Source organism: Corallococcus interemptor (genome assembly GCF_003668875.1).
Taxonomy (GTDB): Bacteria; Myxococcota; Myxococcia; order Myxococcales; family Myxococcaceae; genus Corallococcus; species Corallococcus interemptor.
The window spans coordinates 1-21,915 of sequence record NZ_RAWM01000106.1 but is presented as its reverse complement, the minus strand read 5'-3'; the positions used below and the strand labels follow the sequence as shown (position 1 = coordinate 21,915).

The 21,915-nt window shown below is 70.6% G+C and carries 19 protein-coding genes and 1 pseudogene; 15 read left to right on the top strand and 5 right to left on the bottom strand.

Translation table 11 applies throughout. The features are described from left to right. Positions 1-107 precede the first annotated feature (107 nt). Positions 108-233 (top strand): hypothetical protein, encoded by a 126-nt coding sequence (locus D7X96_RS41595; RefSeq protein WP_279637408.1) that lies wholly within the window; start codon positions 108-110, stop codon positions 231-233. Next, on the top strand, positions 226-606 hold the full coding sequence (locus tag D7X96_RS39680) for a hypothetical protein (RefSeq protein WP_147468421.1): 381 nt from the start codon (positions 226-228) through the stop codon (positions 604-606). The genes D7X96_RS41595 and D7X96_RS39680 overlap by 8 nt, the downstream gene beginning before the upstream one ends. Here D7X96_RS39680 and D7X96_RS29060 read toward each other — a convergent pair whose 3' ends face one another. The 3 genes from D7X96_RS29060 to D7X96_RS29050 all read right to left on the bottom strand — a co-directional run bounded on the left by D7X96_RS29060 (position 607) and on the right by D7X96_RS29050 (position 4,575). Continuing rightward, on the bottom strand, positions 607-2,070 hold the full coding sequence (locus D7X96_RS29060; RefSeq protein WP_121723043.1) for a TraB/GumN family protein: 1,464 nt from the start codon (positions 2,068-2,070) through the stop codon (positions 607-609). 400 nt (positions 2,071-2,470) lie between these two features. Continuing rightward, positions 2,471-3,958 carry a hypothetical protein gene (locus D7X96_RS29055; RefSeq protein WP_121723044.1) on the bottom strand — a complete coding sequence of 496 codons (1,488 nt, stop codon included), beginning with the start codon at positions 3,956-3,958 and terminating at the stop codon, positions 2,471-2,473. 122 nt (positions 3,959-4,080) lie between these two features. Next, a complete protein-coding gene (locus D7X96_RS29050; protein WP_120551478.1) occupies positions 4,081-4,575 on the bottom strand; it encodes a peroxiredoxin in 495 nt (164 codons plus the stop codon). 112 nt (positions 4,576-4,687) lie between these two features. Here D7X96_RS29050 and D7X96_RS29045 point away from each other — a divergent pair, with 112 nt between their 5' ends. After that, positions 4,688-6,481, top strand: a complete 1,794-nt coding sequence (locus D7X96_RS29045) for a sigma 54-interacting transcriptional regulator (protein WP_244219766.1) — start codon at positions 4,688-4,690, stop codon at positions 6,479-6,481. Then, entirely contained in the window at positions 6,478-9,054 is a 2,577-nt protein-coding gene (locus tag D7X96_RS29040) for a bifunctional serine/threonine-protein kinase/formylglycine-generating enzyme family protein (protein ID WP_121771239.1), read from the top strand. The genes D7X96_RS29045 and D7X96_RS29040 overlap by 4 nt, the downstream gene beginning before the upstream one ends. Here D7X96_RS29040 and D7X96_RS29035 read toward each other — a convergent pair whose 3' ends face one another. Further along, positions 9,055-10,638, bottom strand: coding sequence for an ADYC domain-containing protein (locus tag D7X96_RS29035; protein ID WP_120551476.1), 1,584 nt, complete (start codon positions 10,636-10,638; stop codon positions 9,055-9,057). Between the two features lie 299 nt (positions 10,639-10,937). Between D7X96_RS29035 and D7X96_RS29030 the strand changes: the two genes are divergently transcribed. Together D7X96_RS29030 and D7X96_RS29025 are read left to right on the top strand one after the other, a co-directional pair. Next, entirely contained in the window at positions 10,938-12,872 is a 1,935-nt protein-coding gene (locus tag D7X96_RS29030; protein WP_120551475.1) for a CocE/NonD family hydrolase, read from the top strand. Positions 12,873-12,948: 76 nt separating this feature from the next. Continuing rightward, entirely contained in the window at positions 12,949-14,022 is a 1,074-nt protein-coding gene (locus D7X96_RS29025) for an RNA 3'-terminal phosphate cyclase (protein ID WP_120551474.1), read from the top strand. A 17-nt stretch (positions 14,023-14,039) separates the two neighbouring features. On the opposite strand, the gene D7X96_RS29020 is transcribed toward D7X96_RS29025, so the two are convergent. Continuing rightward, the gene (locus D7X96_RS29020; protein WP_120551473.1) at positions 14,040-14,393 is read right to left on the bottom strand and encodes a hypothetical protein; all 354 of its coding nucleotides are present in this window, start codon (positions 14,391-14,393) and stop codon (positions 14,040-14,042) included. Positions 14,394-14,472: 79 nt separating this feature from the next. Between D7X96_RS29020 and sppA the strand changes: the two genes are divergently transcribed. From sppA to D7X96_RS28975, 9 genes and pseudogenes are all read left to right on the top strand, one after another. Next, positions 14,473-16,143: a signal peptide peptidase SppA gene (sppA, locus tag D7X96_RS29015; protein WP_121723046.1), complete on the top strand. Its 1,671-nt coding sequence runs from the start codon at positions 14,473-14,475 to the stop codon at positions 16,141-16,143. Between the two features lie 45 nt (positions 16,144-16,188). Further along, positions 16,189-16,941, top strand: coding sequence for a TFIIB-type zinc ribbon-containing protein (locus D7X96_RS29010; RefSeq protein WP_120551471.1), 753 nt, complete (start codon positions 16,189-16,191; stop codon positions 16,939-16,941). A gap of 82 nt (positions 16,942-17,023) precedes the next feature. Beyond that, positions 17,024-17,626, top strand: coding sequence for a hypothetical protein (locus D7X96_RS29005; protein ID WP_120551470.1), 603 nt, complete (start codon positions 17,024-17,026; stop codon positions 17,624-17,626). 154 nt (positions 17,627-17,780) lie between these two features. Beyond that, on the top strand, positions 17,781-18,863 hold the full coding sequence (gene apbC / locus D7X96_RS29000; RefSeq protein WP_120551469.1) for an iron-sulfur cluster carrier protein ApbC: 1,083 nt from the start codon (positions 17,781-17,783) through the stop codon (positions 18,861-18,863). 25 nt (positions 18,864-18,888) lie between these two features. Next, a complete protein-coding gene (locus tag D7X96_RS28995; RefSeq protein ID WP_120551468.1) occupies positions 18,889-19,398 on the top strand; it encodes a hypothetical protein in 510 nt (169 codons plus the stop codon). A 4-nt stretch (positions 19,399-19,402) separates the two neighbouring features. Next, the gene (locus tag D7X96_RS28990) at positions 19,403-19,810 is read left to right on the top strand and encodes a hypothetical protein (protein WP_120551467.1); all 408 of its coding nucleotides are present in this window, start codon (positions 19,403-19,405) and stop codon (positions 19,808-19,810) included. Between the two features lie 58 nt (positions 19,811-19,868). Then, a complete protein-coding gene (locus D7X96_RS28985; RefSeq protein ID WP_120551466.1) occupies positions 19,869-20,717 on the top strand; it encodes a 3-hydroxyacyl-CoA dehydrogenase family protein in 849 nt (282 codons plus the stop codon). 23 nt (positions 20,718-20,740) lie between these two features. After that, on the top strand, positions 20,741-21,517 hold the full coding sequence (locus D7X96_RS28980) for an enoyl-CoA hydratase-related protein (protein WP_121771238.1): 777 nt from the start codon (positions 20,741-20,743) through the stop codon (positions 21,515-21,517). Between the two features lies 1 nt (position 21,518). After that, positions 21,519-21,915: pseudogene (locus tag D7X96_RS28975) on the top strand (hypothetical protein); the annotation flags it as partial.

Below are 21,915 nucleotides of genomic sequence, written 5' to 3'. Positions count from 1 at the left end.
CCGGATGCACAAAGCGCGGATGGCCCGCGGCCGTCACCTGCGGGAGCACGTCGTGCTTCGTTTCGAGCTGTGGCGAAGGTAAGTGCCCCTATTGCTTCATCAAGGGCATGGAGAGCCTCGTCTTCACGGGGTGGGCGGTCTACACGTGCACGAGCGGCGATGCCGTGACTGGCAAGGCACTGCTCTTCAACACGGCGCCCTTCAACGCGCGTCTGGGGCCCATCTGTGGCTGAGGATTCCTGGGATCAGGAAGCAACCCAGGTGGTCGAAGCGCTCAACCTCCTGACCGTCCTGGCCGCGCCTCGCCTCTACGAGTGGTGGTGCACCCAGGCCCCCGAGGAGGAACTGCGGGCGGTGCTCCAGTCCCGCATGGCGGCACTGTCCGCTTACTGCGCGAAGGCATGGGGAAGCCCGGATGCGGATCGCTTCCGGGCAGCGGCTCCCAGGGTGAATGCGCTCGCAGCGCTTCTGGGGGCAACTCCCTCCGGGAACCTCATGAACCCCGGATGGAATGCCCAGGCCCGCGAATGCCTGGACGCGCTGGGAGTTCAGGCGCCTCCAGGCGGATGGGAAGCCTTCGAAGGATTCCCCACCCCAGGCGAGTGATCAGTGCTCCGCGGGCTTCTCCGGGCCCTGCTGCTGGGCCACGGGCTTCGTGTTGCGCTGGAGGACGGGCAGGGACGGGCTCAGCGTGCCCAGGTAGAGCCGGCCGTGGAAGCCCGTCTTGCCCGGCTCGTCGAAGAGGGCCACCTTGCGCGGCGTGTTCGGTTCCTGGCGTGCCTCCGCCGCCGGGTTGATGCCGTGCACGTCGCAGTCCACCTGCTGCCAGACGTTGAAGCGGCACGCGTAGTGGGCTCCGCGCGCGAAGCCCACGTCCAGGGCCCGCACCTGGGAGCCGGGGAGGGCGGCCGCGAGGCGGTGGCCCATGGGTTCGAACTTTGAATCCCAGTTCACGCCGCCGGTGCGCACGTGCACGTCACCCGCGAGCACCAGCATCCACGCGTCCGGGTGCTCCTTGCGGAAGGCCGTGAGGTTCGCCGCCATCTCCGCCTCGCGCGCGTTGCCCGCCGCCTCCTTCGAATCGAACGCCACCACCGACACGGCATGGCCCTGGGCCCTCAGACGCCGAGCGGCCTCCAGCAGATGGATGACGCCCGCGCTGCTGCGGCCGTCCTGATCCACTCGGCGGAAGAAGTCGCTCAGCACCAGCAGCCGCTCCAGGTCCGCGTCCTCGCCGGCGCTGTTCAGGTACTCGTCCAGCGCGCCCTGATGCACCGACGGCACGGACAGGGCCAGCGCCACCGGCAGCTTCTTCGTGGTGGCGTCGCAGAGCATCCGCGCGGCGGCGTCCGGCAGCTCGCGGGTGCCCATGGGGTCCGCCACCAGCACCGTGCCGCCTGGCGTGATCAGCGCGTCCACACCCTCCACGGGGTCACCACAACGGGGCGCCACGTCCGGCGTCTCCGGCGTCCAGCCCGTCACCTTCACGTCGCGCACCGGGATGGACGCCTTGCCACCCACCAACTCCAGCGACGGCACCATCTCCAGGCGCATCAGCAGCTTGCGCTCCTGGGGCAGGTCGCGGAAGCCGCGGCGCAGCTTGAAGCCCTCCATCTGCGGCACGGCCTCGAACTTCTCGTGGGCGAACACCTCGCGGAAGTGATTGGAGTAGTGGTCGTTGGCCCGCTGGCTGCCCGGCTCGGGCACCTGCTCTTCGACGGCGTCGTCCGCCTCCCGGTACTGGAGCCGGTAGATGCGCACGATGGACTGGCGCGGCCCCACCTCTTCGGGGCGCACCAGGTAGCGTTCGAAGGTGCGGTTGCCGCGCATGTTCACACCGATCTCCCACGACTGGGAGTACAGCTCGTGCGTGGTGTTGTTCTCGAAGATGTCCAGGCGCTGCTCTTCCAGCAGCCGGCGCGCGACCAACATCGCCTCGTCCAGCGGCACCAGGTAGATGCGCTCCACCTTGGGGATGGGCTCCGTGTCCAGTGGATCCCCGTCCAGTCCGCGCGAGACGCTCGCGCACCCCGTCATGCACAGAAGTCCCAGCGTCCAATGCCACCGCATGGTCCCGCCCCCTTGGTGAGAGTGGGAATCTAGCACTCCGGGTGAGGAGATCGCGCCCGCGGGTGTCAGCGCAAGGTGCAAAAGCGTTCAAAGGCGTGCTTGGAATTGCGCTGGCAGCAATCAATCGCCTTGCTATTGATTGAGGGTCTTCACCGGTGCGAGGCATTGCCGCGCGGTCGAGGACGACGTCGTCCCCCTGTCCCTCTCAGAGATGCCCTGAGAAAACCTGGCAGGTTCCTCGCCCTCGCCGTCGTGTTCACCTCGTTCACCGCGCTCGCATCGGGCGGCTCGTCTGGCTCGCTCCAGACGTTCGGCCTGCCGAACCCCACCTCCCAGCCGAAGGACACACCTGGACCAGGGCAAGGTCTCGAAGCTCACCCTGGCGCCATAGCGTCCTGTCTCAGTGCTCCGCGTCCGCGGGCTTCGCGGCGTCGTGTGACGGCTGTTGCTGATGGGCCACGGGCGGGACGGCGCGCTGGATGACCGGCGGTGAGGCGTTGAGCGCCCCCACCCAGAGCCGGCCGTGGAAGCCCTGCTCGGTGGGCGCGCTGAACATCGCCACCTTGCGCGGCGTGCCCGGCTCCTGACGCAGGTCCGGGGAGGGGCTCAGCGCGAAGACGTTGCAGTCCACCTGCTCCCAGACGTTGAACCGGCAGGAGAACTGCGAGCCTCGCGCGAAGCCCACCTCCAGCGCCTTCACCGGCGACGCGGGCAGCGCCTTCGTCAACCGCCACCCCAGCGGCTCGAAGTCCTTGTTCCAGCTCACCGGCTTCGTGCGCACGTGCACGTCGCCCGCGAGCGCCAACAGCCACGTGTCCGGGTTCGCCTGGCGGTACGCGATGAGGTTCTTCGCCATCTCCTCCTCACGCGCGTTGCCCGAGGCCTTGTTCGAATCGAACGCCAGCACCGTGACCGAGTGGCCCTGCGCGCGCAGCCGGCGCGCCTGCTCGATGAGGTGGAGCAGGGCGCTGCTGCTGCGGCCGTCCTGGTACACCCGGCGCCAGAACGAGCTGACCACCAGCAGCCGCTCCAGGTCCGCGCTGCGGCCCTCGCTGGCCAGGTAGTCGTCCAGCGACCCCTGGTCCTCCGACGGCATGGACAAGGCCAGCGCCACCGCCAGCTTCTTCTCCACCGCGTCGCACAGCATCCGCGTGGCCACCTCCGGCAGCTCGCGCGTGCCCAGCGGATCTCCCACCAGCACCGTGTTCCCGGCCGTCAGGAGCGGCTCCACGCCCTCCAGCGGCTCGCCACACCGCACCGGCGCCGGCTGGGCCGTGTCCTCCCCCCAGCCCTCCACCTGCACCGAGCGCACCGGCGCGGTCGTCCTGCCACCCACCAGCTCCAGCGACGGCACCATCTCCAGCTTCGCCAGCAGCTTGCGCTCCAGCGGCAGGTCGCGCGTGCCGCGCACCATCTTGAAGCCCTCCATGTCCGGCACGCCGTCGAACGTGAAGCGCTCGAACGTCTTCCGGGCGAGGTACTTCTCCTCGTCCTGGATGCGCTCGTTGAGCCACTTGGGCTTCACCTCGATGTTCGTGTCCTGCTCGCGGTAGCGCAGCCGGAAGACGCGGACCACCGACTGGCGCGGGCCCACCGCCGCGCCCTTCACGAAGTAGCGCTCGAAGGTGCGGTTGCCGGGGAGGTTCATCCCGGGCTCGTGCGCGGAGGTGTAGAGCTCGTGCTGCTCCTCGCGGTCGAAGACGTCGTAGCGCTGCTCCTCGAAGACGCGCCGCATGGTGAAGAGGGCCTCGTCCAACGGCACCAGGTACACCGTCTCCTCGGTGGGGACCTCGATGTCCTCTTCCGCCTCCTCCGAATGGAGGTCCTTCGTCAGGCTCGCGCAGCCGCCGACGCACAACGACAGTCCCAGCAACCAGTGAAACCGCATGGCATGCCTCCGGCCCACCCGATGTGTCCCGATGTTGCTCGTGACAGGGGGGCGACGTCCCGGCTCCCACGGCCAGGACGTCGGGAAACAGTCTACCGGGAAACGCGCGGCTTACGCGTCTGTCAGGCCGGACGGGTGGGAGCGGCTCCCTGGCCCGTGAGCGACCGGACGACATCCAGCGCATGTTCGGCGTGCTTCTTCACCTGGATCTGTGAGTCGAACGCGTACCGGATGGTGCCCCCCTTGTCCGCGACGAACGTCACCCGCCCGGGCAACAGCCCCAGGAAGTTGGTGCCCACGCCAAAGGCCTTGCGCGCCGCGCCATCCGGGTCGCTGAGGAGCCGGAAGGGGAGGCGGTACTTGGCCACGAACTTCTCATGGGACTCCGGCGTGTCGGTGCTGATGCCCACCACGTCCGCGCCCGCGTCCGTGAAGTCCTGGTACTGATCCCTCAGGCTGCAGGCCTGGACCGTACATCCCGGAGAGTCGTCCCGAGGGTAGAAGTAGATGACCAGCGCCTTGTCACCCAGCAGGTCGCGCAGCCGCACCGGCGCGCCGCCCGGCCCCTGCAGTGTGACGTCCGGAACCGCGTCCCCTTCTTTCAGCGTCTTGGCCATGGAAGTCCCTCGCTCCTTGCAGGGGAGCATGGACCGCGCGTGGCCTGACCCGCAAATCAATCGGGACTACCGGGTTGCCCGGAATTCAACGGCCTGGGCATTCTTTCAGGGAATGCAGTCACGCGAACTGATGGACACCGAGGACTCCCGCAGGGGGCCCGGCCACGCCGCCCCTGCGGATCGGCTGTACCTGCTGCTGGTGCAGGGAAACACCTCCACGCTGGTGCCGCTGCCCCGGGAGGGGTCGGTGGTGATTGGCCGCGCGGCGGGGGCGGACGTCCTGGTGGAGGACGCGTCGGTGAGCCGCCAGCACGCGCGGGTGGGCGTGGCGGAGGGCGAGGCGTTCATCGCGGACCTGGGCAGCCACAACGGCGTGCGCGTCAACGGCGAGCGGGTGCAGGGCACGCGGCCCCTGGACGGCGGCGACGTGGTGACGCTGGGCAACGTGACGCTGGTGTTCCACCGGGGCGAGCGGCCCCTGCCGGAGCGGCGGGCGCTGGAGGCCGAAGGGCTGCGGGCCCGGCTCTCCGAGGAGCTGGACCGCGTGCGCGGCTCCGGCCTGGCGGTGAGCGTGCTGGCGCTGGAGGTGGAGTCCGCGCGGGTGCCGCAGGGGGAGCTGGTGCGGGCGCTCCATGGCGCGCTGCGGTTGATGGACGGGGTGGGGCAGGTGGGCGGCACGCTGATGGTGCTGATGCCGGACCTGGCCGGTGAAGAGGCGGAGGCCGCGGCGGCGCACCTGGTGTCGGTGCTCTCGCCGCTGGCCGGGCGGGTGCGCGGAGGGCTGGCGTCCGCTCCGGGGGACGGGATGCAGACGGACGCGCTGCTGGGCGCGGCGAAGGCGGCGGCGCTGGCGGCGGAAGCAGGAGGGACGCGGGTCAGCGGGCCGTCCATGTACCGGCTGGCGCTGGGCGAGCGGTCCGTGGTGGTGGCGGACGCGGCGCTGACGCGGCTGTTCGAGCTGCTGCGCCGGCTGGCGGCGAGCCCCCTGCCGGTGCTCATCCACGGCGAGACGGGCGCGGGCAAGGAGAACGCGGCGTGGGCGGTGCATCACTGGTCGCCTCGCTCGGCGCAGCCCTTCGTGCCGCTCAACTGCGCGGCGCTGCCGGAGAGCCTGGTGGAGGCGGAGCTGTTCGGCCACGAGCGGGGCGCGTTCTCCGGCGCGGACCGGGCAAGGGCGGGCCTGCTGGAGCGCGCGAGCGGCGGGACGCTGTTCCTGGATGAAGTGGCGGAGCTGTCGCTGCCCATCCAGGCCAAGCTGCTGCGCGCGTTGGATCAGCAGGTGATTACAAGGCTGGGTGATTCGCGCGAGCGGCCGGTGGACCTGCGCGTGGTGGCGGCCACGCACCGGGTGCTGGCGGACGAGGTGAAGGCGGGACGCTTCCGGCAGGACCTGTTCTTCCGCCTGTCCGCGGCGGTGGTGATGCTGCCCCCGCTGAGGGACAGGCCTCGCGAGCTGCCGCTGCTGGCGCGGGCGTTCCTGGAGGACGCGTGCGCGAGGGCAGGCCGTCCGCCGCTGCACCTGTCCGCCGCGACCATGGAGGTGCTGGGCGCGCACGCGTGGCCGGGCAACGTGCGCGAGCTGAAGAACACGGTGGAGTACGCGGTGGCCACGTCGCCCGGGCCGGTGGTGGAGCCGTCGCACCTGCCGGAGTCCCTGCGCGCGGAGCCGGAGCCGGAAGCCGAGCCGCGGACGGAGGGCCGGGCGGAGACGCCGAGGACGTTCCAGAACCTGGCGGAGGAGCTGCGGACGCTGGAGCGCCAGCGGATGATGGAGGCGCTGGAGGCGACGGGCGGGGTGCAGACGCGGGCGGCGCAGCTCATCGGGATGCCGCTGCGCACGTTCGCGTTCAAGCTGAAGCAGCACCGCATCGTGCCCTCGCGAGGCCGCGGCCCGGCGGATGAATGAGGAACGAGCCGCTTCCAACGTGGCAGCCGCCCGCGACGTTCGGGGAGTACCGCCTGGTGCAGCCGCTGGGGCGCGGCGCGATGGGCGAGGTGTACCTGGCGCACGACACGGTGCTGGACCGGCTGGTGGCGGTGAAGTTCATCGCCGGCGTCGCGCCGGATGAGGTGCAGCGCGAGCGCTTCCGCACGGAGGCACGCGCGATTGCCCGGGTGCAGCACCCGAACGTGGTGGGCATCCACCGCGTGGGTGAGGTGAAGGACCGGCCATATCTCGTCTCCGAGTTCCTGCGAGGCGACAGCCTGGACAAGCTGGCCCGGCCGGTGCCGTGGACGCGCGTGCTGGAGGTTGGCATCGGGCTGGCGAAGGGGCTCGCGGCGGCGCACCGCCAGGGCGTGCTGCACCGCGACCTGAAGCCCGCGAACGCGCTGCTGACGGAGGACGGGCAGGTGAAGCTGCTCGACTTCGGCGTGGCGAAGCTGCTCGACATGGCGACGGCGCCCGTCGTCCCCGTACCCGAAGCACCGCGTGCCGTGCCCGTGGTGGGTGATGCAACGGTGGATCCGCGACGCACGGCGACCATCGACGTGCCGAGGCCTCCCACGAGCACGGATCGCTCCGAGGCAGCCATCGCGCAGCGGACCGCGACGTCCACTCCACTTCCTCCGGAACGGCTCCTCGGTCCCCCGGACCTGCTGGCCACGGGCCGCATCGGGACGCCGCTCTACATGGCCCCTGAAGTCTGGCGGGGTGAACCGGCCACGGTCCGCAGCGATCTCTTCTCCCTGGGCGTGCTCCTCTACGAACTGTGCGGAGGCCCCACGCCCGGGCCGCTCGCGGAGGCGCCACTCCGGCCCCGGACCTTCGAACCGCTGGACGCCGCCGTGCCCGGTGTCGATGCCACCTTCGCGGCCATCCTCGCGCGCTGTCTCGCGCATGATCCGTTCGCGCGCTTCGAATCCGCGGACGCGCTGCGCGAAGCGCTGGAGTCCATCACCTCACGCCAGGCCATCACGCCTCCGCGCCCCCGGTGGCTCCGAGTCACCCGGGTGCTCGCGCTCCCGGGGCTCGCGGTGGCCATCCTCCTGGGAGGCAACGGGTGGAACGAACGCGCCCGGCGCATCGACGCGGAGCAAGCCATGGCCGCCGCCGCGACCCTCATCAACGACGCGCGCGCCCTCGATGACCGCATCGAAGCCCTGCGCGCGGAGGCCTTCACCCGGTTCGACACCGACCGCTCCGCCGAAGCGGAGCCCCTGTGGGCCCAGGCCCTGGACCTGGGCGCGAAGCAGGCCCGCCAGTTCCGGGACGCCAGCGACCTGCTCGAAGCCGCGCAGAAGCGCGTGGGCCGGGGCGCGAACAAGGCCCTGGACCAACGCGTCGCCGACGTCCTCCTCCAGCGCATCCTCATCGCGGAGCGCGACCGCGACGCCAATGCACAGAAGGCCCTGACCCAGCACCTCGATGAACTGGATGTCAGCGCCACCACGAGCCGGAAGCTGACCACTCCCATCCGCATGGAGCTGGACAGCGAACCGCCGGGCGCCGCCATCCAGGTCGAGACCTTCGAGCCCCAACCCAGCGGCCCGCCGCGCTGGTCCGAACCCAGGCCCTTCGACACGACGCCCATGACCTCCGGCCTCACGCTGGATCCCGGCTCGCACCGCCTGACGTTCTCGCTCCCGGGCCGGCCGCCCGTCCGCTACCCGGTGATGCTCACGCGCGGAGAGACCTTCCAGGCGAAGGTCACCATCCCCGAGCACGTCCCGGAAGGCTTCGTCTACGTGCCCCCGGGCCGCTTCCTCTACGGCAGCGGCGACGACGAGAGCATCCGCCGCACCGTCATCCGCACCCGCCCGATGCACCGGCTCACCACCGGCGCCTTCTTCATCGCCAGACACGAAGTCACGTACGCGGACTGGCTGACCTGGCTGCGAGAACTGCCCGCCTCCGAGCGCAACGCGCGCAGGCCCCGAGGCACCAACTACTTCGGCACCATCGAGCTGCGGCCGGCCCGGGACGGCACCTGGACCTTCCACCTGGAGCACGAAGGCGTGGCGTACCAGGCGAGGGAAGGGGAGCCGCTGCGCTACCAGGACCGGACCCTGCGCGCGGAGCAGGACTGGCGCCGCTTCCCCGTGTCCGGCATCTCCTGGGAGGACGCTCGCGCGCACGTCGCCTGGCTGGATGCCACCGGCCGCGTGCCTCGCGCGCGCCTGTGCACCGAACGCGAATGGGAACGCGCCGCCCGTGGAGCGGACGGCCGCGATTATCCGCACGGCCCGGTGCTCGCGCCGGATGACGCCAACTTCGATGCGACCTACGGCCGCAAGTCGCGCGCCTTCGGGCCGGACGCGGTGGGCTCGCATCCCGCGTCCGACAGCCCCTTCGGCGTGGCGGACCTGTCCGGCAACGTCTGGGAGTGGCTGGCCACGGCCACGAGCGGCAAGCCCGCGTACGGAGGCGGGTCCTTCTACCAGGACGCGCTCACCGCCCGCGCCTACAACCACGGCGACGGCGAGCCGCGCACACGCTTCCCCTTCATCGGGATGCGCGTGTGCGCGTCCGTGCCCTGACTACAGGTCGCGCCCCGGCAGCTGCCCCACCGCGGGCAGGTAGCCCAGGTCCCGGACGAAGATGAACCCGGGCGGGGCCTGCGTGGACGTCGCGTAGACGCCCACCGTCAGCTTGGACCGCCACAGCTTCAGCGGCCGGCGCTGGCCCGTGCTGGTGACGTCCACGGAGCTGTACACGAAGCCCTCGATGCCCTTGTCGCCGTTGATGACCTTGAGGAAGAAGCCGGCCACGCCGTCACACGTCGACCTGTCCGTGAGCAGGTAGCGCCCGTTGCCGTCCACGCACCGGTACAGCGGCTTGATGAAGTTGCTCATGCGCGCACGGATGTTGGCGGGCAGCTTCGGGGAGAGGATGGGCCCCTCCTTGCGCTGCGCGGTGAACGGCGTCGCGTCCGCCACCCCGTTCGCGTCCAGGTCCAGGTGGATCCCCGTCACGTCCTTGCCACCTTCGAGGGTCTGCGTATCCACCGTCACCGCGGTGGTCGTCAGGTAGTTGTTGTTGGCGTCCTTGAACGTCACCAGCGACTGGTCGATGAAGAGCGAGTAGGACACGAGCAGCGTCGAGGTCGCCTGGCTGGACAGGTTCATCCACTCGCACGGCCGCGTCGCACGCGGGGCCAGCAGGAGCTTGCGGTTCACGCACGTGGCCTCCAGGGGCAGCGTGTCCCAGCGCTTCTTGCCCAGGCACAGCGGCCGCACATCACCGCAGTCATCCACCTTCCACACGGCCTCCAGGGAGTAGCCCTCCAGCGTGGGCGGCAGGCCCCCCGCGTTCAGCAGGACGGCGTCCTTGGGCCCCATGAACTTCAGGGGCGTCCCGTCCAGCGTGTTGCTGCGGCCCTCGCCGCAGTAGTCCGCCGTGGCCATGCGCGTGCACAGCTGGTGGTAGTCCATCGCCACGTCCTGCGGGAACGTCGTGGCCCAGGGCGGATAGCCCCAGTCGATGCACTTCGCGACGACGCCGCCGCCCACGAAGAACGGCAGGTTCGCGGTGCCCTCGTTCTTCGCCGCGCAGGCGAAGGTGAAGTGCTCGCGGTTCGGGAGCAGCTCGCCACCCGCGGACCAGGCATGCGGCGCCGCGAGCGCGAAGCCGCTGCCCGTGGGACACAGCGGCTGGGACAGGGCGTCCTCCGTGGCCGCCGTCACGCGGTACTCCCAGAACGCCTTGCCGTCCGCCAGGTTCTGCGTCGTGCACGCGACCGCGGGCCCCGTGATGCTCTCGTGGCAGCGGGCCTCCTCGATGGTGAGCTTCACGGAGCGCCCCTCGAAGGGCGCGCGGAAGGTCGCGCCCACCAGGTCCGCGCCCTCCATGAACCACACCGGAGGATTGGCGCCCGAGCAGGACTGGATGCCCACCAGCCGCCCACCCATCATCAACGCGCTCTTCGTGCACGTGAACCCCGCGGGAGAAGAGGCGGGCTCGAAGGAGTCCAGCGGGATGTTCACCGTCTCGAAGCGCTCGGAGCCGTGCAGCTGCGTGCCCTGCGCGCTGTTGATGGGAGGCGGATCCGCCTCCGCGCCCAGGGCCGTCAGCATCCCCACCGCCAGGCACCACCGCGTCACCGTCTTGCTGTTCGCCTTCATCTGTCCATCTCCCACTGGCCTTGCGAATCCGTGGGGCGCGCCATCGCGTCCCCCATGTCCAAGGAACGGGCGGGGCGCGTGAAATTCACAGCGGACGTCTGTTTTGTGCGAGGCGTGCAAGCCTTGCCGTGCCTGCAACGGTTGCCGTGCCACGCACGCGAGGAGCGCGTGCAAACCTTGCACGCTCCGAGCGCGGCGCGATGCGGCGGGCGTTCCAGCTTCCTTGCCCCCGCGCCATCGCCCAAGATGCATTTCCTTCCGAATTTCCCCCGCATTTTTTCCGCAAGGAGGAGGGGAGCATGACCTTCCACCGCCATGGCCTCGTGGCCGCGCTCGCGCTGTTCTCCCTGTCCGGCAGCGCCCTCGCGCAGGCCCCCGCCGCGCCGCCCAAGCCGCCCGCGAGCCCGGAGGATGAACGCGCCGCGTACGTCCGCTCGCACTTCACGAAGTACGAGGTGCGCATCCCCATGCGCGACGGCGTGAAGCTCTTCACGACGTTCTACGTGCCCAACGACGCAGGCCCCCAGAAGCGCTACCCCGTGCTGCTGACGCGCACGCCGTACTCGGTGGGCCCGTATGGTGCCGGCCGCTATCCCAAGACCCTGGCCCTGCCCAGCTTCGAGAAGGAGGGCTTCATCTTCGCCTTCCAGGACGTGCGCGGCCGCTACCTGTCCGAAGGCGAGTTCGTCAACGTCCGCCCGCACCAGGGCAACAAGCGCGGCAAGGACGTGGATGAGAGCAGCGACACGTACGACACCATCGACTGGCTGGTGAAGCGCGTGCCCCACAACAACGGCAAGGTGGGCATGTGGGGCGTGTCCTATCCGGGCTACTACTCGTCCGCGGGCGCCATCGACTCGCACCCCGCGCTCAAGGCCGTGTCGCCGCAGGCGCCCATCGCGGACTGGTTCTGGGACGACATGCACCGGCATGGCGCCCTGAACCTGCAGCTGGCCTTCAGCTTCTTCTCCACCTTCGGCAAGCCGCGCCCCGCGCCCACGGACGACGTGGAGTGGAAGCCCTACGACTTCGGCACCCCGGACGCCTACCAGTTCTTCCTGGACCTGGGCCCGGTGGCCAACGCGGACGCGAAGCACTTCAAGGGCGACATCGCGTTCTGGAAGGACATCGTCGCGCACCCCAACTACGACGCCTTCTGGCAGGCGCGGAACCTGTTGCCGCACCTGAAGAACATCAAGGCCGCGGTGATGGTGGTGGGCGGCTGGTACGACACGGAAGACCTCTACGGCCCGCTGCGCACGTACGCCGCCATCGAGAAGCAGAACCCCGGCATCGCCAACACGCTGGTGATGGGGCCGTGGCCGCACGGCGGCTGGATGCGCTCGGACGGCACGTCGCTGGGGGACGCGGACTTCGGCTTCCCCACGGCCGCCGCGTTCCAGGACCTGGTGCTGGCCTTCTTCAAGCAGCACCTCAAGGGCGGCCCGGACGCGGCCGTGCCGGAGGCGTTCGTCTTCGAGGGCGGCGCCAACCGCTGGCGCCAGCTGGACGCATGGCCGCCCAAGGGTACGAAGGAGACGCGCCTGTTCTTCCAGCCCCAGGGCGCGCTGGGCTTCCAGGCCCCCAAGGCCGCGGCGCCGTCCTTCGACGAATACGTGAGCGACCCCGCGAAGCCCGTGCCGTACACGACGGACCTCAGCCCCGGCTGGTCCAGGACGTACATGACGGAGGATCAGCGCTTCGCCGCGCGCCGGCCGGACGTGCTCGTCTACCAGACGGAGCCGCTGGAAAAGGACCTCACGCTCGCGGGCCCGCTGGAGGCGGAGCTGTGGGTCTCCACGACGGGCAGCGACGCGGACTGGGTGGTGAAGCTGGTGGACGTGAACCCCGGCAAGGTGCCCGGCTTCACGAAGGAGCAGGAGCAGGCCGGTGAGCGCAACCGGGGCTCGCAGCAGACGCTGGTGCGCGGCGAGCCGTTCCGCGGCCGCTTCCGGGACAGCTATTCGCAGCCCAAGCCCTTCACGCCCAATGAAGTCACGAAGGTGCGCTTCGTCATCAACGACGTGTTCCACACCTTCCAGCGCGGCCACCGGCTGATGGTGCAGGTGCAGTCCAGCTGGTTCCCGTTCATCGACCGCAACCCGCAGACCTTCGTGCCCAGCATCTACGAAGCGAAGCCCACGGACTTCGTGCGCGCGATGCACCGGCTGCACCACTCGGCGGCGCAGCCCAGTGCGTTGAAGGTGAACGTCCTGCCGGGTTTGGACGAGTAGTTCACCCGTGCCCTTGCGCGCGGTCTGCTAGGCTGCGCGCCCAGGACAAGCCACGCCACGCCATGACGGGAGGGACATGACCGGTCACGACCGGCCCGACGCCGGGCGGGTGCTGCTCGACGGGAGTCTGGGGGAGGGGGGCGGTCACGTCCTTCGCTCGGCGCTGTCCCTGTCGCTCATCACCGGCCGTCCCTTCCAGCTCACCGGCCTGCACGAGCACCCGGAGCCGGCGGGCCTGCGCCCCCAGCACCTGGCCTATGTGCGCGCCGCGGAGGCGCTATGCGGAGGCACCAGCGAGGGCGCCGTGGGCGGCACCGAGATGGCCTTCACCCCCGGCCCGGTGCGCGCGGGCGACTACCTGCTGGAGGCCGGCGCGTCCGGCAGCACGCCCCGGCTCTTCCAGTGCCTGGTGTATCCGCTGGCGCTCGCGGGCGGCGGGCGGCTCACGCTGAGGGGCGCCACGCACCTGAGGGGCGGGCCCAGCTTCCATGCGCTCGTGGGCGCGTGGCTGCCGGTGGCGCGCGCGTACGGGCTGCCGGTGCAGCTGACGCTCACCCACGCGGGCTTCCTGCCGGAGGGCGCGGGCGAGTTCACCGCGGAGGTGGGCGCGCCGGTGGAGCCGCCGGAGCTCGTGGAGCTGCCCGCGCGGGGCGTGCTGCGCGAGGTGCGGGTGATGTCCTTCGTGGGCGGGCTGCCCTTCGCGGTGGCGGAGCGTCAGTCCCGCGCCGCGGTGGCCGCGCTGCGCGAGCGGGGCATCCTCGCGGAGGCGGACAACCGGCCGCTGCCGGTGACGCGCTCCCAGGGCTCCGCGACGTTCGTGCTGGCGCAGTTCGAGCACACCGTGGCGGGCTTCACGTCGCTGGGCGAGCGAGGCCTGGACGCCGAAGGGGTGGGTCGCGAGGCGGCGGAGGCACTGACCCGCTTCATGGAGACGGGTGGGGCGCTCGACGAACACCTGGCGGAGCAGCTGCTGCTGCCGGCGGCGCTGCTGGCGTCGGGGCGGCTGGGGGCGGTGACGCCGGGCACCACGCGCTTCACCGCGGCTCGCGTCACCAGCGAGCTGACGGTCCAGGCGGAGGTGCTGCGGCGCTTCCTGCCGGTGCACATCCAGGTGGAGCCGGGCGGAAGCGTGGAGGTCCGTCCGGCGTGAGTCCTACGCGAGGCTGATCAGGCCTCGTCCTCGGTGGCGTTGCCGCGGGCGCCGAAGGTGTTCACGTCCGCCATCTCCTTCACGGTGCCGCGGTAGGCGCGGATGGCGAAGGGCGTGGCGACGAGGAAGACGATGCCCACGAGGCCGATGGCCATCCAGGGGATGGGCGTCTCCTTGATCTGCACGTCCTTGCCGTAGCCGTTGAGGTTGTTGCCCATGGCGCGCGCCTTGGCGGCGTCCTTCTCTGCCTGGGTCAACTCCTTGCGTTCCTGGAACTCCTGAGGCTGCCGGCGCTGGGGTTGCGCCAGGACAGCACCGCCCCACACGAGGGTGAGGACGAGAACGAGCCGGGGGAGGGAGGGGGAGGGCATGGGCCTTGAGCCTAACAGAGCCTCCCGGCGCGGGTGAACAGGGGTTGCTTCGCCCGGCGCGGGGCGTTACGCGCGCGGCATGCTCCGCCTTCCCTTCCTCCTCGTGGCGAACCTCCTCCTGGGGCTGCGGCTGCTCCTGGGCCTGCCCTTTCGTCTGATGGCGGCGCGCAAAAGACCTGGCTGGGTCCGCTTCCGGCTCGCGGGCGAGCTCCCGTACCGCCCACGCCCCGCGCAACGTTTCCGTCTTGGCGGCGCCGCGCCGGAGCCCGCCACCGTGACGTCACTGGAAGCGTTGGCGCGCGCACTCAAGGTGCTGGCGGCGGATCCGAAGCTGGAGGGCATCCTCCTGGAGCTGGAGGGCCTGTCCATTCCGGACGCGAAGCGTGAAGCCCTGCGCGCCCTGCTGTCGGACTTCCAGGCCGCCGGCAAGCGGGTGGTGGCCTGGGCGGTGATGGTGGACACGGACGGCTACCCCGTGATGGGCACGGCGGACGAGGTGCTGCTCGCCCCCATGGGCCGCGTGGAGCTGGTGGGCTTCGCGGCGGAGGCCACGGTGCTGGGCGAGGCCTTTGGCCGCGTGGGCATCCACGCGCACTTCGCGCGGCGCGGCGACTACAAGACGGCGCCGGAGCTCTTCACGGACGGCAAGGTGTCCGACATCCAGCGCCAGACGCTGGAGACCTTCCTGGACGAACGCTACGCCGTCCTGGTGGACGCCATCTCCCGCGACCGGGCCAAGACTCCGGCGGAGGCGCGGGCCATCATCGACGCGGGCCCCTACAGCGCGAAGCGGGCGCTGGAGGCGGGGCTGGTGGACGGGCTGGTCCACGAGGCGGACCTGGGCGCGCACCTGGGCCTGGAGGCGAAGAAGGACGAGGAGCCGCCGGTGCCCACATATGACGCGTACCTGGCGACGCTCGCGTTCCCGCCGGTGAAGTGGCGCCGGCTGCGCCGCAAGCCCCGGCTGGCGGTGGTGGACGTGGCGGGCATCATCATCCCGGGCAGCGGCGGCGCGGGCCGGTTCGCGGCGGCGGACACGGTGGTGAAGGCGCTGCGCAAGGCGGGCAGGGACTCGCGCGCGAAGGCGGTGGTGCTGGCGGTGGCGAGCCCCGGCGGATCCGCGCTCGCGTCCGAGCAGATACTGGAAGCCGTGAAGCGCGTGGCGAAGCAGAAGCCCGTCATCGCGTACGTGGATTCCATCTGCGCGAGCGGCGGCTACATGGCGGCCATCGGCGCGAAGGAGATCTGGTCCGCGCCCCACGCCGTCGTGGGCTCCATCGGCGTGTTCGTGGGCAAGTTCGAGTACGGCGAGCTGCTGGAGAAGCTGGGCATCGTGCGCACCACGCTGGCCCGGGGGGAGAACGCCGCGTTCTTCTCCTCGTCGCGAGGCTTCACGCAACACGAGCGCGCCGCGCTGGAGCGCGAGGTGGAGGAGAGCTACCAGTCCTTCCTGGAGCTGGTGGCCCAGGCGCGCGGCCGGACGAAGGAGGAGATCCACCAGCGCGCGGAGGGACGCGTCTACTCCGGGCTGCGCGCGAAGGACGCGGGGCTGGTGGACCGCATCGGCGGCTTCGAGGAGGTCTGCCGCCACGCGCTGGAGGAGGCGCGCGTCCCGTCGGACGACTTCGAGCTGGTGCGCTACGGCGGCGCCCGCGCGAGGCTGTCCCTGCTCAAGCTGCTGATGGGCGCGGCGCACCCGGCCACGTATGCCTTCTGCCCCACGGCGTGGAGCCTCCAGCGCCGTCGGTGAGAAGTGCGGACGCCAGGTTTTCACGGAGGGTCACTGCCCCTTAGCATGCGCGGCATGGCCCGCTCCTGTCCGGTCTGCCCCAGTCAGCCCATGAACGTCGTCAAGGCCTCCGACGTGGAGGTGGACGTCTGTCCGCGCTGCCACGGCCTGTACTTCGACCGGGGAGAGCTGGAGCGCTTCCCGGACCGGCCGTCGCTCAAGCCGCTCCTGAACGCGGCGAAGCAGGCCGCGTCCCGCTGCCGCAAGGGCGGGCACCTCATCCCTCGGGCCATGGCCGTCTGCGCCACCTGCGACAGCTTGCCCGTGGGCTGTCCCGGCTGCGGCGCGCGGCTGGCGCTGGTCAACGCGCGCGTGTGCAACGTGGACCTGTGCACGCACTGCGGCGGCACCTGGCTGGACGCGGGCAAGTTCGAGGCCCTGGAGAACGCGGTCGTGACGCACCCCAAGGCGCAGCCCGTGTCCAGGGGCTGGGAGGTCGCTCCGGCCACGGATGGGGGCGCGGACCCCTGGAAGGCCCCGGGCGCCACGGCCCCGCTGCCGCCGTCGGACTCGCCCACGGGAGGCCTGGGCGTGCGCTCCCCGCTGGCCTGTGTCCAGTGCGGCATCCAGGTCTCCGTGCCCCACGCGCATGCGTTCAACGGAGACATCTACTGCGGCGAGCACCGCCCGAAGGGCGCCGTGTCGGGGGACAGCCTGCCCAAGAGCCGGGACGCGAGCACCATGCCGTCCTTCGACATGGAGGACACCTTCGACATGGCGGACATCGTCATCTGGCTGTTCCGGCTGCTGAAACGCTGAAGCCTGCTCGCTGGATCACCAGCGGGAGGGACGTCCGGACATTGCCCGGCCCGGGTCCGGCGTCTACCCTGCCGCGCCAGTGATGACCCGCCTTGCCCCCCTGAGCCTCTTGTTGCTGGGCACCGCCTGCGCCACGCCCTCGCGCGAACCGGCCTCCGTCGCGGAGGCGTACGCGAAGGCCCTGGAGGAGAACCGGCTGTCGGAGGCGTACCGCCTGACGACCGGCACCCCGGAGGGCGAGGGGGCCTTCCTGGACGAGTACTCCGACGAAGCCGCCCGCAAGGAGCGCGCCGCCGCCGTCCGGACCGGAGCCGGCGTCCTGGAGGCCCGGGCCCCGTCCGTCACGCTGGCCCGCCAGGGCGAGGACTGGCGCGTGGTGGAGTCCCGCCCCGCGGACGTGCCCCGGGCGGCGCTGAAGAAGTTCCTGGACGAGGTGGAGTCCAAGGACTGGAAGGGCGCGTGGGGCCTGCTCGCCTCGCCGCTGAGGGCCCGCTACACGCCGGAGCGCCTGAAGGAGGACTTCGAGCGTGAGCCCCTGGCGAAGGAGCGCCTGCGCCGCGCCCGGCTGGCCCTCAACACCCATGTGCGCGTGGCGGCGGGCGAGGCCCTGTTCCCCCTGGGCGGCGAGCGCGCGGTGCGCCTGGTGCTGGAAGACGGCGAGTACCGGGTGGCGGCCATCGAATGACGGCCAGAAGCCGGGCACGCTCCGGGGCCGGTGGAAGGCCGGGCGGGCTCCGGAGATGTGCGTTAAACGACGTTGACAGCCCCCGGAGTGCTGGCAATCTCCGCCCCCCTTCGAGCGTGCAAACGCCCGTTTTCAAAAGGTTTCAGGTGTCCCGATGAGCGTGTCCCAGGCCGATGTGATGACGGCCATGTCGAAGGTGATCGATCCCGAGCTGCACGTCGACCTGGTGAAGGCCGGGATGGTGAAGGACGTGCGCGTCACCGGTGACACGGTGAAGCTGAAGATCGAACTGACCACGCCCGCGTGTCCCATGAAGGGGAAGATCCAGGCGGACGCGGAGGCCGCGCTCAAGGCCGTCCCGGGCCTGAAGTCCTTCGACATCGAGTGGGGCGCCCAGGTGCGCGGCGTCGCGGGCGGCTCCGGCGGCGCGCTGCTGCCGGGCGTGAAGAACATCCTGCTCGTGGGCGCCGGCAAGGGCGGCGTGGGCAAGAGCACGGTGGCGGTGAACCTGGCCACGTCGCTCGCGCAGCACGGCGCCAAGGTGGGCCTGCTGGACGCGGACTTCTACGGCCCCTCCGTGCCGCTGATGACGGGCACCGCGGACAAGCGCCCGGTCAGCCCCAACGGCAAGACGCTGGATCCGCTGGTCGCCCACGGCCTGAAGATCATGTCCATCGGCTTCCTGGTGGAGGCGGATCAGGCGCTCATCTGGCGCGGCCCCATGCTCCACGGCGCCCTCATGCAGCTGGTGCGCGACGTGAACTGGGGTGAGCTGGACTACCTCATCCTGGATCTGCCCCCGGGCACCGGCGACGTGGCGCTGACGCTGTCGCAGTCCGTGCGGGCCGCGGGCGCGGTGCTGGTGACGACGCCGCAGGACGTGGCGCTGGCGGACGTGGTGCGCGCCAAGCAGATGTTCGACAAGGTGCACATCCCGGTGCTGGGCATCGTGGAGAACATGAGCCAGTTCATCTGCCCGCACTGCAACAAGAGCACGCCCATCTTCAACCACGGCGGCGGCCACAAGGCGGCGGAGATGTTCGGCATCCCATTCCTGGGGGAGATCCCGCTCGACCTCAAGGTGCGCGAGGCGGGAGACTCCGGCGTGCCGGTGGTGGTGGGGCACAAGGACAGCCCGGAGGCCAAGGCCTTCCAGGACGTCGCCCGTGCCGTGGCGGGGCGCGTGTCCGCGCAGTCCATGAAGAGCGTGCCCCTGCCGGTGATGCAGGCCCGGTAGGACTCAACGGAAAAGAGGAGACCGCATGGCCCCGGCCGGCAACGACGACCTTCCGCCTGATCCGCTGTTCGACGACGACGACGGGCAGCAGTCCGGCCGCGAGAACCGCTCGGGCGGTTTCGTGCCGGACTTCGTGCGGCGCATGGCGGTGGCCGGCATGGGCGCGGTCTTCATGGGCGAGGAGGGCCTGCGGGCCCTCGCCGGCCAGCTGAAGCTGCCCAAGGAGGCGCTGGGCTTCCTCCTGTCCCAGGCGGAGAAGACCAAGGACGACATCAGCCGCGTCGTCACGGAGGAACTGCGCCGCTTCATGCAGTCGGAGAAGCTGCGTGACGAATTCCTCAAGCTGCTCTCCGGCATGACGGTGGAGGTCAAGGCGCAGATCCGCCTGGTGCCGTCGGAGAAGGCGGAAGAGGCGCCCGCGCCGGAGCACCCGCCCAAGGCCCACAAGAAGGCCGCGGAAGGGCCCACCGCGCGCGTGGTCATCACGGACGTGAACGCGCGCCGGCCCGCGTCCAAGCGCTCGAAGCGGGAGTAGGGACGTGGCGGACGAAGCACCGCGCCGGACCTGGCGCACGCACCCGCTGATCAAGCGCCTGGTGCTCATCGGCATCGTGGCGGTGGGCCTGTGGCTGTGGAAGGCCACGGACGTCCCGGAGCGCCAGCTCATCTACCGACTGGAGGGCGACGACTGGGGCGACGTGCGCGCCATGGACCTCCAGGTCCTGGATGAGCAGGAGCACATCGTGAAGCGCGAGGAGCGCTTCTTCGCGGACGGCCCGCCCATGGAGGTGTCCTTCAAGCTGGACCTGCCCGAGGGCACCTTCCGCACGCTCCTGTTCCTCCAGGTGGAGGGGCGTGAAAAACGCGACGTCATCCGCGGCCGGCTGATGGTGGGTGAGGCCCTGGCCATCGTCGTCCCGTTGAGACTGCCCGCCCCGAGTCGTTGACCGGCGTTGACCCTCCTGGGGCCGTGCGTTATGGCCGCCGGCACAGGAGAGTGACGCCATGGCAACGGAACACATCGTCGTCGTCGGTGCAGGGCAGATGGGCGCGGGCATCGCGCAGGTGGCGCTCCAGGCGGGCCTGCGCGTGTCGCTGGTGGACGTCAACAAGGACGGACTCGCCAAGGGCGCGGACCGCATCAAGGCCGGCCTGAAGAAGCTGGTGGAGAAGGGCAAGCTGGACGCGGCGAAGCAGCAGGCCGCGGAGGCCAACCTGGCCACCTTCACCAGCGCCCGTGAAGCCAAGGACGTGGACGTCGCCATCGAGGCCGTCACGGAGAACGAGGACCTCAAGCGCCGCATCTTCCTGGAGCTGGACGAAGTGGTCCGCCCGGGCGGCATCCTCGCCACCAACACGTCGTCCATCCCCATCACCCGCATCGCCGCGGCCACGAAGCGCCCCGAGTCCGTCATCGGGATGCACTTCATGAACCCGGTGCCGGTGATGCAGCTGGTGGAGCTGATCCGCGGCGCGGCGACCAGCGACGAGACCTACAACACCATCCGCTCCATGGCCGAGCGCATGGGCAAGACGACGGTGGTCTCCAAGGACTACCCGGGCTTCATCGTCAACCGCATCCTCATCCCCATGCTGAACGAGGCCTGCTTCGCGCTGATGGAGGGCCTGGGCACCGCGGAGGACATCGACACCGCGATGAAGCTGGGCACCAACCAGCCCATGGGCCCGCTGCAGCTGGCGGACTTCATCGGCCTGGACACGGTGCTCTACATCGCCGAGGTGCTGCACAAGGGCCTGGGTGACTCCAAGTACCGCCCGTGCCCGCTGCTGCGTCAGTACGTGGACGCCGGCTGGTACGGCAAGAAGTCCGGCCGCGGCTTCTACAAGTACTAGTCCCTTACGGAGACACCACGCACATGGACTACCAGAACATCAAGTTCGAGAGGGACGGCGCGCTCGCCCTCCTCACGGTGGATCGCCCCAAGGCGCTCAACGCGCTCAACAGCGCCACGTTCCACGAGATGGAGCACGCGCTCAACTCGCTGAAGGAGGACACGCGCGCCCTCATCGTCACGGGCGGCGGGGACAAGGCCTTCGTCGCGGGCGCGGACATCGCGGAGATGTCCACCATCAGCGCCGCGCAGGCGCGTGAGTTCTCCGCCCTGGGGCACCGCGTCTTCGAGCACCTGGAGAACCTGCCCATCCCCACCATCGCGGCCGTGAACGGCTTCGCGCTGGGCGGCGGCCTGGAGCTGGCCCTGGGGTGCGACCTCATCTACGCGTCGGAGAAGGCCAAGCTGGGCGTGCCGGAAGTCACCCTGGGGGTCATCCCGGGCTTCGGCGGCACGCAGCGCCTGACGCGCCTGCTGGGCCGCGCCCGCGCCAAGGAGCTGCTCTTCACCGCGGACCGCCTGGACGCCGCCAAGGCCAAGGAGATTGGCCTGGTGCTGGACGTGGTGCCCGCGGACAAGCTGATGGAGCACGTCAAGGCGGTGGCCGCCAAGATTCTGAAGAACGGCCCGCTCGCGGTGGCCCAGGCCAAGCGCGTGGTGGAGTACGGCGCGGACCAGGACCTGCGCGCCGCCAACGAGCTGGAGCGCCAGGGCTTCGCCGTCCTCTTCGGTTCGGAGGATCAGCGCGAGGGCATGGCCGCGTTCCTGGCCAAGCGTCCGGCCAACTTCCAGGGCAAGTGACGTGAAGCACGCGGTCGCGGCCGGGAGCCTGCTGTGCTTCCTGGCCGCGCCGCCGGCCCGGACCGAGGAGCGTGAGCCCCACGCCCCGGCCCTGGTGTCCTGGAAGCGCACGCTGTGTCTCTACACGCTGTGCTTCCTGGAGCCCGCCATCCCGGACCTCCGCCGCGAGTGGGGAGACGGAGCCCACTGGGTGCTGTCCTGGCCCATCCACCCGTGGGCCACGCCCCCGCTGGATGTACCGGGTCCCACCCTCATCCTGTCGCCCTTCGTGGAGCCCCAGCTGCGGCTGCGGCCGTCCACCTTCCGCCTGCTCGCCGGGGGGCGGGTGTACGCCTTCCCGGATGCGTACCGCTTCGGCCTCCTGGCCGAGGGAGCGGGCGTGTGGGGCGGGGACGGGA

What these genes read in the sequence shown, in the direction of transcription:
- D7X96_RS41595 (WP_279637408.1), top strand. Translation starts at nt 108, where the DNA reads ATGGAGAGCCTCGTCTTCACGGGGTGGGCGGTCTACACGTGCACGAGC.
- D7X96_RS29060 (WP_121723043.1), bottom strand. Translation starts at nt 2,070, where the DNA reads ATGCGGTGGCATTGGACGCTGGGACTTCTGTGCATGACGGGGTGCGCG.
- D7X96_RS29055 (WP_121723044.1), bottom strand. Translation starts at nt 3,958, where the DNA reads ATGCGGTTTCACTGGTTGCTGGGACTGTCGTTGTGCGTCGGCGGCTGC.
- D7X96_RS29050 (WP_120551478.1), bottom strand. Translation starts at nt 4,575, where the DNA reads ATGGCCAAGACGCTGAAAGAAGGGGACGCGGTTCCGGACGTCACACTG.
- D7X96_RS29045 (WP_244219766.1), top strand. Translation starts at nt 4,688, where the DNA reads ATGCAGTCACGCGAACTGATGGACACCGAGGACTCCCGCAGGGGGCCC.
- D7X96_RS29040 (WP_121771239.1), top strand. Translation starts at nt 6,478, where the DNA reads ATGAGGAACGAGCCGCTTCCAACGTGGCAGCCGCCCGCGACGTTCGGG.
- D7X96_RS29035 (WP_120551476.1), bottom strand. Translation starts at nt 10,638, where the DNA reads ATGAAGGCGAACAGCAAGACGGTGACGCGGTGGTGCCTGGCGGTGGGG.
- D7X96_RS29030 (WP_120551475.1), top strand. Translation starts at nt 10,938, where the DNA reads ATGACCTTCCACCGCCATGGCCTCGTGGCCGCGCTCGCGCTGTTCTCC.
- D7X96_RS29025 (WP_120551474.1), top strand. Translation starts at nt 12,949, where the DNA reads ATGACCGGTCACGACCGGCCCGACGCCGGGCGGGTGCTGCTCGACGGG.
- D7X96_RS29020 (WP_120551473.1), bottom strand. Translation starts at nt 14,393, where the DNA reads ATGCCCTCCCCCTCCCTCCCCCGGCTCGTTCTCGTCCTCACCCTCGTG.
- sppA (WP_121723046.1), top strand. Translation starts at nt 14,473, where the DNA reads ATGCTCCGCCTTCCCTTCCTCCTCGTGGCGAACCTCCTCCTGGGGCTG.
- D7X96_RS29010 (WP_120551471.1), top strand. Translation starts at nt 16,189, where the DNA reads ATGCGCGGCATGGCCCGCTCCTGTCCGGTCTGCCCCAGTCAGCCCATG.
- D7X96_RS29005 (WP_120551470.1), top strand. Translation starts at nt 17,024, where the DNA reads ATGACCCGCCTTGCCCCCCTGAGCCTCTTGTTGCTGGGCACCGCCTGC.
- apbC (WP_120551469.1), top strand. Translation starts at nt 17,781, where the DNA reads ATGAGCGTGTCCCAGGCCGATGTGATGACGGCCATGTCGAAGGTGATC.
- D7X96_RS28995 (WP_120551468.1), top strand. Translation starts at nt 18,889, where the DNA reads ATGGCCCCGGCCGGCAACGACGACCTTCCGCCTGATCCGCTGTTCGAC.
- D7X96_RS28985 (WP_120551466.1), top strand. Translation starts at nt 19,869, where the DNA reads ATGGCAACGGAACACATCGTCGTCGTCGGTGCAGGGCAGATGGGCGCG.
- D7X96_RS28980 (WP_121771238.1), top strand. Translation starts at nt 20,741, where the DNA reads ATGGACTACCAGAACATCAAGTTCGAGAGGGACGGCGCGCTCGCCCTC.